Consider the following 18,169-nt stretch of genomic DNA (forward strand, 5'->3'; position numbering starts at 1 on the left):
AGTTGTATCAAGTCTAATATCTTCTTAGTAAACAGAGCATGTCATCTGATTAATGAAACTGACCTCCTCAACAAGAAGGTCAGTTTGTGTATCAATTAACTCAATGCCGTCTTGAATTTCTCGACACGTGAAAACAATAACCAATCCAATAGCATTGCTGCCACGATAGTCGCTCCCGCCAGTGGAAACAGTATTGAAATAACTATCACGGTCACTAAGCCTGCTTTCCAAAGCCCTGCATCACCGAACTTCGGTGGCGTACCAAGCTTTCTTTGACCGGAAGGTCTACGCATCCACCACATCACACCGCCAGTCACTGACACCACGATGAACGCCAAGCAAAACAAGGCATTTAGAAGCTTATTGATGATGCTGATGTCACCTTGATGCAATGAAATACCCACAGCTAACGTCTTGGCAATGAAGTTATAATCTTGCCATGTCACCTCACCCAGAATACGACCTGAGTATTGGTCGAGGTGTGTCGTACGATCCTGCGTTGGATCGATGATGTCACCGCCCATAGTGTTGGCTGTGACCGTGTAAACACCTGTTTCTGAACGCGGGAAATTCACCTTGTATTGAGTGAAACCAAGTGAGTGCGCTTTTTGGATAACATCATCAATCCCGAAACTGCTTGCTGACATCACATGTTGAGAGTGGTCTTCGCCCATCTTAGAGTGATCATGAGGTTCAGATGCCTCTTCCACGTGATGTACATGTTCTGCAGGCTTATCTTGAGACAACGGCAGCGGTGTTTGTTCTAGATTCCATGGAAGTTCTTCCTCTGAGCCATGGTTAAGCGATGCGTGCGTCTTATCAGACAGTGGTATATCGTCCCACATTTGAGCAGGGAAAGTGCTCCATGCTTGAACTAATTTACCGCCCCAGAAGCCTGTCCAAGCTAATCCTGAGAGAATAAACAGCAGTAGGATGAGAGATAACGTGCCACCGATGTTTGCATGTAAATCACGCAAAAGCACACGTGGGCCAGATGAAACTCTCAGTTTGAGAAATCCAGCACGGCTCGCGTTGTCTCGTGGCAGCCACAAGTAGATACCGCTGACAAGAAGCAGAATCGATAAGCTGATTGCGACTTCAATGAGGTAATCCCCCCAATCGCCAATCAATAATGTGCCATGAATATCATTCGCGAGTTCGTAGAGGCTTTCACTACGTGGGACTTCACCAACGACTTCGCCAGTGTATTGATTCACAGTGGCGAAAACGGAAGTGCCATCTTCAAGCGATACAGAAAATCGGTTCGCCAAATCCGGCGTTTTGCTCGGAGCAAACTGCGTCACCGAACCTTTTGGGTATTGAAGTTGTACTGCCGTTAGCTGTTGTGAAACCTTGACAGGTTCGCCCGATACTACAATCTCAATCGCATCGTGATGGAAAGCGAGTTCGATTTCATCATCAAACAGCATCACCAAGCCAGTAATGCTCAACATTAACATAAACGGGATAACAAACAGCCCAGCATAGAAGTGCCAGCGCCAGGTTAGAAAATAGAGGATTTTATGCCGTTCTTTGCTTTTTATATTGGTTTCCGAACCGGTTGTTGCACTGCTTTTAGATTGCGAAGTTGCTTGTGCTTTCGCAGAGGTTTGAGATTCATTTCTCAACATTATGATTTCCTTTGACATACACAAACTTACCTTCTGAAAAATCAGAAAGTAACTTGAGCATGGTTAACTTTACTTAATACTTTATTTTTTAATTATTTTGGTGAGTTAGGTTTAAGCAAGATCAAAGGGAGGGCCACGTGGAGCTTGCCTCGTGTAGCGTTCACTTAGAGCCAAAAAAGCGTAGCTGTCTGAGACAATAGAACTCAATCGAGTTGTCAGTAGTGTAGTTGGAAGTTCGTCTTGGTGAAACGTGGAAAAATGGCTAAAGGGACACGGCTTACCTTTGTGAGTATTGGGTTCACCCTCTTCAATTTGAACCAGTTCAAAGCCGTTGACCGTACATAACGACGCCCATACTCCCGCACTATTACCATGAGCATTGATAACAGGCATTAGTGTTACTAACACCCAGCTTAATACTGTGGCAAGTAACATTGGGAAGTTAAACGAGGTTCGGCGCATTATTCCTAATCTTTATAAATTTTCCTTATTATGAGGCACTTGGAATATAGGTAAACGTAAAGATTAACAGCAAGTTAAAAAATTGAAGCTAACGCACACTCTTTTTAGTTAAAAACGGGCTACAACGGAAGAGCCAAGAAAATGTGACGAAACTCTACATAACAAACTGTTTATAAAAAAGACAATAAAAAACGCCGCCTTACACCTTCCTCTAACGAAGGGAATGTAAGGCGGTAATGCCGTTCACTTAAGAGTGAACGGCATTTTTGTTCTTAGCATACCGTTGTGGTCTGGGTTTAACTGTTCTAGGGAATGTCCTTTCCCTTCGCCCTTCAAGTATTAAGCTTTCAGCCATGTTGTGGAACCCCTTTAGCTGACGAGGTATTGCGCCTGGTGTTGAGTAAGGTAAGCCTACAAGTAACGCAGATACATGAGCTAATGTGCCGTTAAAACTGAGTTAATAAGGAAGGTAATTTCCCTTTAAATTGAAGCAGAGCTCGACCATCTGGTATCGGATTAAATTATAAGTAAGCAAGATGCCCCATAACTCCTGCTTTACCAGTTCTGGTAAACGACTTCGCAGCGTGAGACGATTTCCAAGCATGTATTGTTTCTGCTCTCGATAGCCTAGCTCAATTTCCCAACGATGTTCATAAAGGCCTGCAATATCTTTTGATGGGTAACGCAGGGAGTCCGTCATGGAGGTTAATACTTGGTAGTCTTTTCCTTTAATTTTACGAGTGACAAGTCGAGCGGTTATCGACTTTGGTAAATCAGGCCATAGCTTTCTAGCCCTTGGGTTACTGTGTAATTGAACCAGTTTGTCATTTCGCCCTAAAGATTGAACAATGTCATATTGTGTATTTTTCTTGAGGGGGGATAAGCCAATGACGCTCTGAGCCAGAGTCTTGCCATTTATGTAATAAGCCTAAAGAATAGAACCCCTTATCGAACATTGTCACGCTATGGTTTGGTGTTGTTTCTATCAGTTTTTCAGCTAATATCATTTCGTTTGTATTGTAATTATCAAATGCACTGGCCGTAATAATGTGACTGCTTAGTTCCATTTGGCAGACCATTCTCACTTGCGGATATTGCGTCCCTTTTTGTCGAGAAAATGCCTTTTCATTTTGCGGGTTATCGGGCGTTCGCCAAACAACGCCATCGACGCCAAGAAGCGTTAATCCATTCCACTGGGGTAACTTTGCACTTTTTAACCATGACGTAGTCATTCGCTCAAAGACCGCTTTAATTGCGTCTTCACCCAACGTCTTTCGACGTTGAGTTAACGCACTCGGTGCGACAAAAGCTTTACCTGTACGGTCGACAATATCAAGTTGGTTCACTAAATCTTTCATGGATTTACTGTTATAGATAGCCATTCCAACAAGCAGCCACACCATGGATTCTAAAGTTAATTTCCTCTTTCTCATCGTGACAGTATCAGTAAGAGAATAGGCTTCGTCGATGAGTTCAATTGGAAGCAAGTCAGACAAAGTCTCAACGCTGCTAGGTTTCCAATCATTAATTATGTTTAGAGCTTGAGAGACATCCATAAAAAAATCCAAGTGCATTAAATACACTTGGATTTTGACAGCTCTGAAGGATCCTTCAACCGATCGCTTTGGCTTTAACTGATCGGCATTAATGTAAGGCGGCGTTTTAGAAATCGAATCTTGAGGTTTTGCTCTTTGTTACGTATCGAGCGAGCAAACGCTCATGATTTACGAATTAGCCGAAGATCTTGCTCCAGATGCTTGGGTTACGCTTCTCATGGTACTCTTCACGAAGGCCATCGATAGTGCGAAGTTCTTGCTGTGCAGACGCAAAGTCACCTTGGTCTAGCTTTTGCTCAATGTTATCAATTGATGCGCTGATCTTTTTAAAACCTTCCATGAAGTGTTCTTCTTTCTCAATTGGGTAAACACCCGTTTTCAGTTCTGCAACTAACGTGTCTATGCGTACGATAGGCTTTTGCATCTCTTCAATGCTTTGAGCTTCTGCCGCTTGTTTGAATGCAAGCTTCATTTCTTGCATATTTTTCTTAAGGTCAACATTAGCAAAAGCGTTGCCAGACAATACTGAAGCAGCGATTAAACCAGATAAAAGGATTGAGCGAGTTTTCATTATTTCTCCAAGTGAAGCGGTGTCTTCGAAGATAGCGCCATCGTTATTGTGGCACTTTGACTTTATTATTTTCGGCTAGTGTATACAAAAATCTACCGGGTACAAAAATTGATTGTGTCGAAATGCAAACTAGCTAGATAATTACTAAAAATTATCGGGCCTTCCATCACTCAAATACCGAAAACTCGGTGATAGATTGACGACCGCGCAGTGCTAAAAAGGCTAAGAATTGCTGTGGTGAATGGGTGATCACTTTACTCGAATCCACACCTACTTTGTCTAACAATGCAGCGACTAAGTCCAAGCCACCGACATCTAAACAGAAATGCGCATCGCTACCTGTGGTAATAAACGCACCTTTCTCTTTCGCTATTCTTGCAATCTCATCACAGCGGTCAACACTGCCAGCTCGGCTATTGCCTTTGAGTGTGGTGTTGTTGATCTCAATCGCTACGTTATGTTCCGCCGCACATTGAATCACAGCTTCAAAATCAAAATCAAAATTAGGGTTTCCTAAGTGACCAAGCGCATCAATTCGACCACCTTTAATCACATTCAACAATGCTTCTGTATGGGTAGCGACATCCGATGGGCGAAATACTGGCTCATGAAAACTCGCGATCACCCAATCCAAGTTCTTATCCACACTCGGATGAATGTCGATTTCACCCTGTGTGTTCATGATGTTTGACTCGACACCTCGAATAATTGCGACATCTTCAATAAAACGAGGGAGCACACGCTGGTTACTGAAGAACCAATAGTGTGGCGCGCCCGGCATAGACTCTGAATGGTCGGTCGTACAAAACATAGCTAAACCGTTTTGCTTCGCCGATTTCGCGTTTTCGATCAGCGTGCTGTAAGCATGGCCACTTGCGTATGTGTGGGTGTGGGTATCTACTTTGAGTTCCATAAATCAAGGCCTTAACCGTGTGGTCTAGTCAATCAATTTCAAGTTGGGTTGGTCTAATACAGCTTATTCAAAAATGCCCAACAGACACTTGCTTAATGTGATGCTGAGTGAACCGAAATTATATACTGTTCATCATTCAGTATTGTTAAAATTAATTCAATCGACAATAACCTGATTTCTCCCGCTATTCTTTGCTTTGTAAAGGCGCTTATCAGCAAGCATAAATAGATCATTTGGCGATGTGCTTTTCGTCGGAACGCATTCCGCAACCCCTAGGCTCATCGTTACATGAGAAGCAATGGGTGAGGAACGATGAGGAATCGGTTGACTGTGCAAAACCGTTAAGAATGAATTAAGGCGAGCTCTGCTTTGCTCTATAGATGTGCTTGGCAATATAATGGCAAACTCCTCGCCTCCTATGCGAGCAGCAAGGTCTGACGGACGGTTAAAAACGTGCTTCCATAACTTTGCGACTTGTTTAAGGCAGACATCTCCTTGATGGTGGCCATATGCATCATTATATTGCTTGAAAAAATCAATATCGCCGATCACCAAGGTTAAAGTTTGCCCTTCGCGTTCACATCTAGCCCATTCAGACTCAAACGTTTGATTAAATTTACGTCTATTGGGGAGTGAGGTTAGCTCATCAAAAAGTGCAATCTTTGTGAGATCTTGTTTTTCTCTCTGCAACTGCTCATCACGCAACTCATATTGATACAATGTTGCCAGCAACTCTTTTCGAGGAGCTTTAGTCAAATCCTTTATGGATAGTGGAGAACTAACAAACTTGGCAAAATCTCCCCTAAACAAAAAGTAAAAGATCAGCATTGGGACACTATAGCAGGCCGCAATCAACAACTTACCCAGTATATTTCCGAATATGATAGGAACGATCTGCGGGCTTAGGCCAAAAGCTAAAAGAGGAAACAGTGCTCCATCCAAACAAAGGATAAAAACAAATGCTAGCGTATAGATGAATGCCAACGCTGGTAGGTTGGAAAGGAACTTACTCACTTGTGTAAAAATAAACATCAATAACAATATTTCGAGGAGAATCAAAACCCCTCCAAGAACAAGAACTTTCAACGACACGTCAAAGATACTGAAAGGGATAGCAAAAGGGTTCAACACATATTCCGATTCCAGCAACCAAGCCATAAAGTTAAAACCAACAAAAGCAATCAAATCCACAACCACTACTAACCGAAACATGTGTTTAAAAGTGCTAAAATCTCGCTCAATAATAATGAGCATTATGGTGCTCATCATGAATGCACCATAAGCAATATTTCCGCCTGAAATACTTAAAGCTTCGGATAATGGAAAGGAATAAACGGCACCAGCAAGCCCTCCCACTAAAAGCACGATACTAAGATAGTTATAAAATGCAGCTGTACGCACACGGTTTTTTAACGTAGCAAAATACAATGGGAAAATTGAGTATATTCCTACATTGAGAATATATGCTTCTAACGTCATTACTGTTCCTTCTAGGCTCAACACATACAGCACTCAGATAATTTTATAGATGTGCAGAATAATTAATAATATTAACATAATAATGATTAATTAATAAAACGTCCGGAGTGCTTGGTTTTCTAATCAGGAATATTAATAACATTAGATATCTATTGCCCCCATAGAGCCTGTCCAGCATCTTGGAGAGATGCCCTACCAATCACAAGTGGCAATTAGTACTTAAAGATAAGGCTTTATTATCATTTCACTTAGTCATAGGAAGCACAACTTAGTCGTACCGCCGTCTTAATTACGCCAATTTTTTGCAACCTACCCAAGTTCGTCAATACTTAAACCAGTCTACAAACTGGAGTGTTAGATGAGAAGAAGACAATATCCGCTGAGTATCCACATCACTAGCCTTTTCTTAATTTTGACAATACTTGCCGGTGCAGTACTTATCTCAATCAGCTACCGTCATTCTCAAGAATTGTTACTAGGCACAGTGCGCGAAATTAGTAATGAGCATCGCGATAAGCTGGAATCGGTATTTAAGCAAGCCATCGCCCCCGTTATCACAACCTTGAATGTGATGGCTGTGAGCCCATTTGTGGCCCATCAAACCTTCTCTATCGAGAAAGAATCTTGGCTGGCATCAGTCGATATCATTTTCAAGCAGAATAAAAGTTTGGTTGCTTTATTCTATGCCTCTGATGATGGTGAATTCAGAATTTTCCGCCCTTTAAGTACCAATAGACAAAGAGCCGAAAACAATGCACCAGCCAAAGCGACCATGATGATCAGCAGTACGAATCTTAAAGGTGAAAATTTTATTACTTTTCTTGATGGTACACATCAAGTGATCAGTACCATGCAAGCTGAAAGCAAGTTTAATCCCACGGCCCGCCCTTGGTTCCGTAACGCAAAGCCTAATGGCTCAATACAACTTTCTGAGCCCTATCAGTTCTATTTTTTACAAACCAATGGAATTACGCTTTCTAGACGATCTGCAGACGACAAGCATGTGGTTGGGGCCGATTTCACATTAGAGTCTCTCTCGTCTCAAATCAGTGAACTGGCCTATTCCCCGCAAACCCGACTCGCCTTATTTGACAAACACTTTAACCTTCTTGGCCAACATCAGCTTGATCTACCGGTACCTAACCTTGCCCCTGATCAACCCGATGGTTCGATTAAACATAATGGCCAAGCTACAGGGAAGATTTCTGGTAGTGAACAAGAACACAGCTTCGTCAAAATGCCTAAACGAGAACAAATGGAAGCATTAAAATCATCCGTATTAGCACCTCTTATCTCTGATGAACAGAAATTTAATCTCAAGCTAAAAAACGTTGATTACAACTTAAATACTTGGGCACTAACGTTAACGCCCGTTGAGCTGACTCCAAACGTCACCCTTTATTTGGCAGAAGCAACACCGCACAATGATTTGCTCTCTGACCTTATTTCCATGCGAGATAAGCAAGTTGGCGTCGCAATTGGTATGTTATTAATCTGCTTCGGCATTGTATGGTTTGTCGCAAATCGCCTATCTCAACCACTCAATACGCTCGTGCAACTCACTGACAACATCACACGATTTGATTTCAGACGAACCCGCTCCCCCAAAAGCATGATTAAGGAAGTAGTTGACCTCACGCACTCGATTGAGCTGATGGAACACACGCTTCATGATCTTATCTCTCTACTTCGAGACACCGCAGGTAATCAGGAATTTTCGATATTAACCAAGAACATTGCTCATCAAAGCTACTTAATAACCAAAGCAGAAACCATTGTGCTCTTTACTCAATCAAAAGAAAAAGGCGTGTTTGATACAGCGGCCAACCTATCCATTATTCCTTTTAAAGCAGATATCAATGATTTCATCGAACATACTCCTTGGTTGCTATCCCAGCTCAAACATGGAGAAACTATCCACTTAAACCGAGAGGATAACGTTCTTAACTATTATCAAAACTCGATCTTCAATTCAGACCTGTTCCTGTTTCCTTTATTGAACCGCGAGAAATTATTGGTTGGCATCGTCGTGATTGGTTATGAGAGACCTATTACTAAGATTCAAGCAGACAAACATGCCTTTCTAAGAGAGCTGCTGAGTTTTGCTGAAATAGCCAAAGATAACATTGACCAAATGCAACAGCAGAAAAACATGCTCAATGCCTTAATTGAACTTATTGCGTCAGCGATTGATACCAAATCACCCTATACGCAAGGGCACTGCCAAAAAGTACCTGAACTCACCAAATGGATAACCCAAGCAACCATTGATGATGACCATTATTATCCGCAATTTTCACTCGATAATAAGCAATGGGAAGAGCTGATGCTAGCCGCCTGGCTTCATGATTGCGGTAAGGTCACTACCCCTGAATATATCGTAGACAAAGCAACCAAATTGGAGACGGTTTACGACCGTATCCATGAAGTTCGCATGCGTTTCGAGTTGTTAAAACAACAAGCTGAAACGGACTATTGGAGGGCCATAGCTAATGGTGCGCTTCAAGCAGAAAGCCTCAAGATCCTCAAACAAAAACAATCAGAACTGGACGAAGAATTTTCCTTCGTTGCTAAATGCAACCTGGGTAGTGAATCAATGACAGAAGAACAAATAGAACGCTTGGACCAAATTGCAAAACGCCAATGGAAACGCACATTAGACGATCAATTAGGCTTGTCTTGGGCTGAAAAAGAGAGGTACAGCACTAACCAAGGTACAGCAGAACAGGATGAAACAGCACCAAATAACAACAAACAGGCGCTTCCCGTAATGGAACCATTACTTGCTGATAAACCCGAACATAAAATACCGTGGGATAACGGCTTTAACCCAGCAGACGTGTGGCCAGAAGAGTTCGTACTCAAACCCGGAGAAACAAAATACAACCAAGGTGAGCTGCATAACTTGAAAGTGCGCCATGGTACGCTAAACGATGAAGAACGTTTCATGGTAAACGACCATATCATTCAGACTTTCATCATGCTCAGCAAACTCCCTTACCCATCTTATCTCAAAAACATTCCCGATCTCGCCAGCGGCCACCACGAGCGTATTGACGGTAAAGGTTATCCAAGAGGTCTAAACGAAGAGCAATTGCCCTTACCGTCTAGAGCAATAGCGATTGCCAGTGCCTTTGAAGCTTTAACGTCAAGTGACCGCCCGTACAAGAAGGGCAAACATTTAGATGAATCACTGAGTATCATGACCGACATGGCAACCAGCGGTCACATTGATCCGAAACTGTATTTACTGTTTCTGGAGAACAAGATCTATGACAAATACGCGGCTCGATTCCTTGAACCTAACCAACGGTGTAACATTGATCAGGATAAGCATATCCGTCGAGTGAAAGAGTACATGCGCTCATTGTTCTAGCCTTTAATCTATCGTTTAGCTTTTAGCAGCGGAGCTCAACACAGAAGAGGCTATCTCATTGATTGTCGCTCGCGGTGTCTGCTTAGTTTTTGCCTTACTGTGTCTTTTGGCCAATAGCGTATTCGTTATGCTCGCGACGACAATTAGATTAATACCCATTAATTGCTGAGTTGAAAACACATCATCAAAGAACAAGCTCTGCCATAGCGCACTGAACAGCATGTTAGTGAAAATTAGAGGTGCCAACTGAGATCCACTGTCTACCAGCTTATACGCTTTAGAGCGGAAAATTTGCGTATTAATAGTAAATAGCGCCAACCCAAAGACTCCAAAGCCAATCCAACTGATGCTATCAATTGACACTAAGGTCGCTAAGGCCTCATACCCTCTATCATTCCCAATTACTTCCGCTGCGGAAGAGAGCGACGTGACCGCGATCATGGGAAAAACGAGTATTGCTGCGACTAAGAAGGTCCATGCGTTTAATTCTGCTGGTGTAAGGCTAGTCTTGGAGGCTCGATACAAACTCACTTGTGAGCCCGAATTAAACACACCAGCTAACAACCCAAGCAGCAGCTCGGGCCTAAAGAATCTCGAGTCTAATTCAAACTGAGACCAATCCCCTGCCATCAGCACAACCCCAACAAATGTCACTCCCAAGCAAATCACCGTCGTTGTATGAACTCTAGTTCCAAACATTAACTTTTCTAACAAGGGTATAAATAAAGGGCCAGTACTAAATAATACGATACCCTCAACCAATGTTAAGGTTTGTAATGATGTAAGAAAGCACCACTGACACGCAACCATGAAGATAGCCCGCATCACCAAAGGTTTCCACATCTCTCGTGAAGGCTGAGTGATTTTGTAAAAGGCCAAGAAGAAAAATAGAAATAAGCTAGGTAATAGAAACCGAGCGAAGCTCAGCAATGAGATTGCCATCGTTTCAGACAAATACTTGGCCAATAAGCCGCTTAAAGACAAACTGAATGTCGACAACAACATAAAAACTGTTGCCTTGGTAATATCAGACATAATTATCACCTCCTATGACCACTACTTTAAAGACATGACGAGATGAAAAATAGCGAGTAATATTAACCACAACTGTAAGGAAAACTTACCAATGAAGAAACTCGTACCACTAAAATCCGTTTACGCTTTCGTTGCTGTCGCAGAAACAGGCAGCATGACCGAGGCTGCTCATGTGTTATATGTCAGTCACTCAGCGGTCAGTCAGGCGATAAAATCGTTGGAACAACAGGTCAATAAACCACTGTTCCAGAGAGTGGGACGTCGCGTTGTGCTCAATGCCGCAGGTAAACGATATTATCGAAAAGTCGCACCAGCACTAGAACAAGTGATCGAAGCCACCGAGGAGCTGGCAAGAACGCCTAACGATCACCGCATAACTCTTAACATGGTGAACTCTCTCGCCATGCATTGGTGGATACCCCGAGTCCCTGATTTCCAAAATTTCGCTCCCTCACTCGATATCCGTATTTCCACGTTAACAGGGCCTTTCGATATAGAGCAAGAGGGTGTAGATATCGCCCTTGTGCATGGTAAACCCAATGAGTGGAACCAGTATTACAGCGAAAAATTAGGCGACGATGATCTGGTGTTGGTGTGCAGTCCAACTCTATTGAAAAATCAAATGGGCTTAAGCGTTGAGCAGATAGTAAAACAGCGTCCACCCATTGGTGTATTTAATCCTAGACGAAAACTAGACTGGCAAGTGTGGTGCGACCATTACCAAGTTCCAATGCCCACTTTCCACAGTAACTTGACGTTCGATGTCTCTATTCAAGCTGTGCAAGCCGCAATTCGCTCGCTTGGTGTCTTGGTCACTCATCGCCTATTTGTAAAAGATGACATAAGCCACGGCATGTTGGTTGAGCTTGGAGAGCCAGTCCCTAATCCACACCAGGATTTCTATTTTGTTTGCCCTAACAACAAATTGAAACAAGAAAGTGTGCTACAACTAAGAACATGGTTAAGGCATGAATTCACACGCAAAAGTTGACGCTCAATAGTGATTCAATAAGCAATAACGAATAGAACCCAACCATAACGTCAAAAATAAGATCTAAACCATCTAACAATAAAGCTAGCTTATAAGAGGACACTATGATTATTACCACCACGCAATCTGTCGAAGGCAAACGCATTGTCGATTACAAAGGGGTTATTGCCGGAGAAGCCATTCTAGGAGTGAACGTTTTCAAAGATATGTTTTCAGGAATTCGTGACTTTGTGGGTGGACGTTCTGGCACTTACGAAAAAGAGTTGGAGAAAGCACGTAACTACGCATTCAAAGAGTTGGAGCAAAAAGCGATAGAAGCAGGTGCCAACGCGGTGGTTGGTGTTGATATCGATTACGAAGTATTAGGCACAGGTAATGGGATGCTGATGGTTTCAGCAAGTGGTACAGCGGTTGTCGTAGCTTAATAGAGCAGGTAAACACGAAAATGTGTTACGTAACGATTAACCCTTCCTATCAAACTTGGAAGGGTTAAATTGTACTCATCTAGACATGAACGTCCATTCAGCAGTCAGCCAATCACATCACCGAATACTGCTTGTCATGAATATTACTCTTCTCGAAGCGCTTCGAAACGGTCTAGGCCTCGCAACATTTCAAAGTCCGGCTCTTCAGCTAACAGTTCTCTCATTGAGCCACTAGCTTCAATAGCGCGCTCTAAATCATCGATAGACTGAGCTTCTGCTCCTAATCTTGCGTATGAGCAAGCCCGTTGATACAAAGCGTGAGCATTTTGATCATCGACTTCTAATACACGATTACATAGACTCATTGCCCAGTGGTATTCCTGCATATCCATAGCAGCATCGGCTTTAGAGGTTAGCGCTTCTAAATCTCCAGGACGAATCTTTAATATTTCATCATAGATTTCAATCTTTTGTTCTGCCGTTTGCGCATTCTGCGCTCTCAACCACAAGTTATGAATCTCATTGATAATTTCAATCTCTCGGTTGTTATCCGAGATGATTCTAGTCTTACGCTTAAGATCCCTTTCAAGAACATTGAATTTCTTCTCATAGTCTTGAGCAATAGAATTAAGTCGCTGATCGGCCATTTCTTTAGTGGTATGTTTGAGCTCTTTAATTGATTGCCAACCAACCAAGGCAATGAGTGAAGCAACACCGGCAATGATATAGAAAAAATACGTCACAGTGACATTCGCATAGTTCAGTGACTTGTCAGCCACAGAAAGCTCACGATCCGTCATTTGAATGGTTAAGCGTCTTTCAAGATCTTGCTGTTCCATTCGCAACTGCTTCAACTCGTCTAAGATATAGCGTTCCATCAGCGGCCTATCTAAATACTCTTTTTCTGAGTAAGTAACCTCCTCGCTTGCAAAGCTCATGGTTGTTACCAGTGAGAACACTGCAATCAATAGGATTCGAAGCATTTACATATTCCTTATATATTTCATGGTTGTGTCACTGTGTCTCCTAAATGAGAGACAAGCGATAAAGCCGGCAATTTTAAACTTCAGCATTATTCGTAAAAAAACCATAGCATACTCACTATGGTTTTCTTATTTCTATTTAGTTATTTAGTTATTTAGTTTGAGTATTAAGCATCAATTGCCAGTACTCACATTTAGCTAAGAACTCTTTTAAGTAAAGCTCTGGGTTAGCAAGCTTCTCACCGCCTTTCACATCAGCACCAGTCACTCGCCAAAAGTTATGAATCACTAAATTTCTGTGGTCAATAAATTCGTTAATTTCGCTTTTTTTAAGAGGAAGCTGCGCACCAAACGTTTGTTCATAAAAACTCAGCGACGAGTCTTGTTCACTTGGTTTTTCTCTTAAAAATGTATCCAAATTCAAGCCTAGTTGATGCTGTCTTTCCTTTGGTAGTGCTTTAGCTAATCTAGAAATAACACTGAATAGAGCTAACTCAACTTTTTGCGCTGCTAATAAAGACGCACCTAGAAGCGCATTCTCACTGGAAATATGTTGCTCTGTTGGTGATACGGTAGCTATTGTCACTTTATTAACCTCTAATAATCATAACTGGTGTTACTGTACTAAGTTCGATTTACTGAACTTAGTGTTGCCTTGCTTACGCTATTTTGTTGATTTGAATAGCGTCTTGTAATTGAGTACGTCCAGCATCAATAATGAGGAAGCCGGATGCGTCATCATTCTTCTCAACTCGCACCTGGCCGTTGAAGCCACTTTGCGACAATTTTTTTGCTAGCTGCTCTGGCGCCGTTTCAAAAACAATATCCATGAAAGGCAAAAGCTCAGCATCAACAAAGCCATACTCGTTAAAACGTTCCATTGCTTGAGATAAATGGTCTGAGTCCGTGAATTCAATAATCTCTACTACTTCTTCCAACAACATTTTCGATTCCATATTCGCCAGAAAGTGACTAACACAAGCACGTACGTTTTACTTACATACATTTTCATGCTCAAAGACAATCCTTAAGTTACCGCAAAATCATAACATATTAACACTCGTAAAATAGGCTTTATTTACCTCTAAGCTATTGGGAATACTAGAGAACAATAGAAACTAGCCAGGCGTGTTCAAGCCAAGATCGTCTGTTTAAGTGCGGCAATCTGTTGGAGGTTTCAAGCTAGAATAGACTGAGAATGACTCGTTTCAACAATTGACTCTTTCAACAAACCAGCATAAATACCATTCAGAGCAACCAACGATTGATGGTTACCTTGTTCGACAATTTCCCCCTTCTCCAACACCAAAATTGTATCAGAATGACGAACGGTGCTCAGACGGTGTGCAATCGCAATCACGGTTTTTTCCCTGAAAAGACGCTGCATCGCTTTTTGGATGAGATCCTCGGTGATGGAATCCACCGAACTAGTTGCTTCATCAAGCATCATCAACTGTCCACCCTGGGCGACCGCTCTTGCGAACGAAATAAGCTGCGTTTGCCCCACAGACAAATTTGTGCCGTTCTTTTCCAAGTGGAAGTCATAACCTTGTGGCAATTGTTCAATAAACTTATCGGCGTAAACATAACGCGCTGCCTGCTCAACCTCGGTTTTAGATAGATGCGTTTTACCCAACGCAATATTGAACTGAATTGTCTCTTCAAATAAGTGCACGTCTTGCATCATCATTGAGAACAAATGAGCAGAGTCTTCGCTTGAAATCTGCGACAGCTCAATACCATTCAATAAAATGCTGCCCTCATAGTTTTGATAAGTTTTAGAAATCAAACGAAGAATCGTAGACTTGCCAGATCCAGTGGAACCGACAAGCGCAATTTGATGTCTCTTCTCCAATACAAAAGAGACATTTTTCAACACATACGGAGCATCGTCTTTGTAGCGGAAACTCACGTTCTTAAACTCAAGGCTCTCAAACTGCTCTAGCTGTTTTTCAACCTTTTTTGATGGCAATAAATGATGCTCTTCCTCTTCAGTTGGCTCAACAAACAGCTCTTCTATATGGTCAAACGCCGCGAATGAACTCTGAATCGAAGCAATCTGCGAGGTAAAATCACGGATCGGGACAAACACTTTCTCTAACGTGTTGATGAAGGCGATCAACACACCTAAGGTTAGTGCGCCTTCAATCACTTGCTCAGAGCCATACCAGATCATAATCGCGATGGTGATAGAGGTGATGCCAGAGATAAACGAGAACAAAATCGCATCGTATTTATTGATCTTCTTCTGCGCTCTTAAAAACTCATCAGTATAGCCTTGGTAGCGCTGTTCGACTTGCTCTTCCGCTCGGTACATCTGAACAGTTTTCATGCCAAACAAGACTTCTTGTAAAAAGCCAATACCCCGAGCCAGCGAAGAACGAGTCACCTTATATAAGGCACGAAGTCGGTTTCTCACATACACCGTCAAATACATCACTGGCGGCATAATGATCAATACAATCATCGTTAACTGCCAATCAATAAAGAACATCATCACCAACAGAGCAATGGTATTGATGCTGTCTTTAACTAGCCCTACAACCGACTGAACAAACGTCTCGCCGATGGTTTCCAAGTCACTGGTTAATCGTGAAAGCGTTACGCCAATCGGTGTGTTATCAAAATAGCTGCGCGGCAGTTTAAGTACGCGAGCAAACAACACTGAGCGCATGTCAGTTATCGTGTATTGCCCTGTTTTACGCAGGTTGTACGAATAGGTGGTATCCACCACATAGCTCGCCACCAGCACGGTAACAAGATAGAAGACATATTCGAGCAGACCATCCATATCCCCATGACTCAGGTGAACATCGATCACTTGAATGATCAGCCAAGGGAACAACAAACTCGTGATGACAGAAAGAGGAAGCATAGCGATGCCCAACATCGCAGAGCCTTTGTATTTCTTAGCAAACTTAAAAAAGTGCTTGAGGTACTTGAGATCAACACCTTTTAACATGCTGCTGCCTCCGTTTCATTCTGCTGTAGTTGCCATGTATCGTAATAGTAATCACAGGTTTTCAATAACGTGGCATGGTCGCCCTTCGCGATCACCTTACCTTCGTTCAACACAATGATTTCATCCATATATTCAAGAGCATTAACACGGTGTGAAACCACAAGTACTGACTGATTTTCCAATCGCTTAAACAGGCCTTCCAAAATCTTACGTTCTGTTTCATAGTCGACAGCCGATAGAACGTTATCCATGATGATCAGGTCGGTGGGTTGCAATAAAGCACGCGCAATACTTAAGCGCTGCTTCTGGCCGCCTGACAGCATAATGCCTTTCTCACCGACTAAGGTTTGGTCACCATGCTCAAAACGAGTAACGTCACTCGCCAACTGGCTGAGCTCTAACACTTCATCAACCTGACTCTTTGCCAAGTCAGTATCCAAGCTACCAAAACGAATATTGTCTTCGACGGTTGCGGAAAACAGGTAAGGATCTTGAGTAACTGTTTTAATATAGCGGCGCAAGTCACGGCGTGAGAAGCTAGTGACATCTCTTTCGCCAAGAAAAACCGAACTTTCTGGTACATCCAAGTGATGGTTCAAGCAGTTCACTAATGTCGTTTTACCCGCTCCGATTCCACCTAGCACACCCACTTTCTTGCCCGCAGGGATATCAAAGCTGATGTCATCGAGAATCAGACGCTCTTCACCCGAATAGCTGAAGCTGAGATTGCGGACGGAAAACGTTTTTCCCTTTAGCGATTCAACATCTAACTCCGTGAGCTTATCTTCATCAAGCTCTGGGACTTTGGCATTAAGAATGGTCTGTGCACTTTGAATGCCTACCATGCCACGCTGATAAATGGTCGCGATTCTGCCAAGCTGCATCAATGGCATAGCGAGCAAAACCGAGTAAGTCAGAAAGGCGGTAATCTCACCGAGAGTTAGCTCTTGTCTCATTAACATGTAGCCACCCAGCCCAAGAATGATGATTTTCATCAGGTCATTGGCGTAGTCGAGTACCGGCATGAAGAAGACTTGAATGCGTGTAATTTTGAGGCGGCATTCAAGCAATAACTGGTTAAGCTTTTCAGTTTCGGCTTTCACCCAAGGTGACATCTGTTGACTTTTAATCAGATCAATTCCAGACAAGTAACTCATCAATTGAGCCGATAGGTTTTGTAATCGCTTCATATGTTCTAAATGCAGCGTTTTCATACGCTTGAAGCCGACACGGAAAATCACAAAAGCGATTGAGATAGGAATAATCGAATAAAGCGTAAGTTCTGGCGATATGCGCCACATGTAAAGAGGCGTCAGCGACAACGAAAGCAACGCATTGAAGAACTGCAAGAAGCCGACACCAAACAGCAGTCGAATGCCACTGAGGTCATTGTTGATAATCGAGATCAGTCGACCCGAAGCAAAGCGTTCATGGAAGCTGCTCGGTAAGCGATTCAGCTTTTGTAGAAGTGTACTTTTGAGCGCTGCTTCTGTAATTCGCCCCGGATTAAGCGCATAGATACGAGACAGAATTCTCACCACCACCATGGCGACAGACATGCCGACTACAATCCAAACATAGCTTTGCAGTTGCTGATGGCCAGTTGAAGAAGCGTCATCAATTAAATCTATCGCCAATTGGATATAACGAGGGATCTCTACTTGTAACCAGTTAACGAGGAAAATGAACACGACCGCCATCAAGTAAGAGGTGCGATTCATGCGCAGGTAGTGGGCAATAAACTGTCTTTTATTCTTCATAAGGATTCTTTGCTTAAGGCAGGTT

General features: G+C 42.6%; 14 protein-coding genes and 1 pseudogene. 3 read left to right on the forward strand and 12 right to left on the reverse strand.

Translation table 11 applies throughout. The features are described from left to right. Positions 1–95: 95 nt before the first annotated feature. The 6 genes and pseudogenes from WR49_RS10600 to WR49_RS10625 form a co-directional block, all read right to left on the reverse strand. Positions 96–1,631, reverse strand: a complete 1,536-nt coding sequence (locus tag WR49_RS10600) for a PepSY-associated TM helix domain-containing protein (protein ID WP_046223969.1) — start codon at positions 1,629–1,631, stop codon at positions 96–98. A gap of 111 nt (positions 1,632–1,742) precedes the next feature. Then, the gene (locus tag WR49_RS10605) at positions 1,743–2,093 is read right to left on the reverse strand and encodes a hypothetical protein (RefSeq protein ID WP_046223970.1); all 351 of its coding nucleotides are present in this window, start codon (positions 2,091–2,093) and stop codon (positions 1,743–1,745) included. 247 nt (positions 2,094–2,340) lie between these two features. Further along, a pseudogene (locus WR49_RS10610) lies at positions 2,341–3,649 on the reverse strand (IS4 family transposase). Between the two features lie 175 nt (positions 3,650–3,824). Then, the gene (locus tag WR49_RS10615) at positions 3,825–4,220 is read right to left on the reverse strand and encodes a cytochrome b562 (RefSeq protein WP_017058552.1); all 396 of its coding nucleotides are present in this window, start codon (positions 4,218–4,220) and stop codon (positions 3,825–3,827) included. A gap of 166 nt (positions 4,221–4,386) precedes the next feature. Continuing rightward, positions 4,387–5,133 (reverse strand): phosphatase, encoded by a 747-nt coding sequence (locus WR49_RS10620; protein ID WP_046223971.1) that lies wholly within the window; start codon positions 5,131–5,133, stop codon positions 4,387–4,389. Between the two features lie 156 nt (positions 5,134–5,289). Beyond that, positions 5,290–6,612: a GGDEF domain-containing protein gene (locus WR49_RS10625; protein WP_017094971.1), complete on the reverse strand. Its 1,323-nt coding sequence runs from the start codon at positions 6,610–6,612 to the stop codon at positions 5,290–5,292. Positions 6,613–6,970: 358 nt separating this feature from the next. Between WR49_RS10625 and WR49_RS10630 the strand changes: the two genes are divergently transcribed. Beyond that, positions 6,971–9,988, forward strand: a complete 3,018-nt coding sequence (locus tag WR49_RS10630; protein WP_046223972.1) for an HD domain-containing phosphohydrolase — start codon at positions 6,971–6,973, stop codon at positions 9,986–9,988. Positions 9,989–10,003: 15 nt separating this feature from the next. Here WR49_RS10630 and WR49_RS10635 read toward each other — a convergent pair whose 3' ends face one another. Then, positions 10,004–11,023 carry a DMT family transporter gene (locus tag WR49_RS10635; RefSeq protein ID WP_046223973.1) on the reverse strand — a complete coding sequence of 340 codons (1,020 nt, stop codon included), beginning with the start codon at positions 11,021–11,023 and terminating at the stop codon, positions 10,004–10,006. A gap of 91 nt (positions 11,024–11,114) precedes the next feature. On the opposite strand from WR49_RS10635, the gene WR49_RS10640 reads away from it, so the two are divergent. Next, entirely contained in the window at positions 11,115–12,014 is a 900-nt protein-coding gene (locus WR49_RS10640) for a LysR substrate-binding domain-containing protein (protein ID WP_017058556.1), read from the forward strand. A 104-nt stretch (positions 12,015–12,118) separates the two neighbouring features. After that, on the forward strand, positions 12,119–12,439 hold the full coding sequence (locus WR49_RS10645) for a heavy metal-binding domain-containing protein (protein ID WP_004730185.1): 321 nt from the start codon (positions 12,119–12,121) through the stop codon (positions 12,437–12,439). A gap of 143 nt (positions 12,440–12,582) precedes the next feature. Here the strand turns inward: WR49_RS10645 and WR49_RS10650 are convergent, their stop codons facing one another. The 5 genes from WR49_RS10650 to WR49_RS10670 all read right to left on the reverse strand — a co-directional run bounded on the left by WR49_RS10650 (position 12,583) and on the right by WR49_RS10670 (position 18,144). Then, a complete protein-coding gene (locus tag WR49_RS10650; RefSeq protein ID WP_017058557.1) occupies positions 12,583–13,422 on the reverse strand; it encodes a tetratricopeptide repeat protein in 840 nt (279 codons plus the stop codon). 151 nt (positions 13,423–13,573) lie between these two features. Continuing rightward, positions 13,574–14,008, reverse strand: a complete 435-nt coding sequence (locus WR49_RS10655; protein WP_046223974.1) for a hypothetical protein — start codon at positions 14,006–14,008, stop codon at positions 13,574–13,576. A 73-nt stretch (positions 14,009–14,081) separates the two neighbouring features. Next, positions 14,082–14,366, reverse strand: coding sequence for a hypothetical protein (locus WR49_RS10660; protein WP_046223975.1), 285 nt, complete (start codon positions 14,364–14,366; stop codon positions 14,082–14,084). A gap of 233 nt (positions 14,367–14,599) precedes the next feature. After that, positions 14,600–16,384, reverse strand: a complete 1,785-nt coding sequence (locus tag WR49_RS10665) for an ABC transporter ATP-binding protein (RefSeq protein WP_046223976.1) — start codon at positions 16,382–16,384, stop codon at positions 14,600–14,602. Beyond that, complete coding sequence (locus WR49_RS10670; RefSeq protein WP_046223977.1) at positions 16,378–18,144, reverse strand: ABC transporter ATP-binding protein; 1,767 nt, start codon at positions 18,142–18,144, stop codon at positions 16,378–16,380. The genes WR49_RS10665 and WR49_RS10670 overlap by 7 nt, the downstream gene beginning before the upstream one ends. Between the last annotated feature and the right edge of the window lie 25 nt (positions 18,145–18,169).

Source organism: Vibrio sp. ECSMB14106 (genome assembly GCF_000972265.1).
Lineage (GTDB): Bacteria > Pseudomonadota > Gammaproteobacteria > Enterobacterales > Vibrionaceae > Vibrio > Vibrio kanaloae.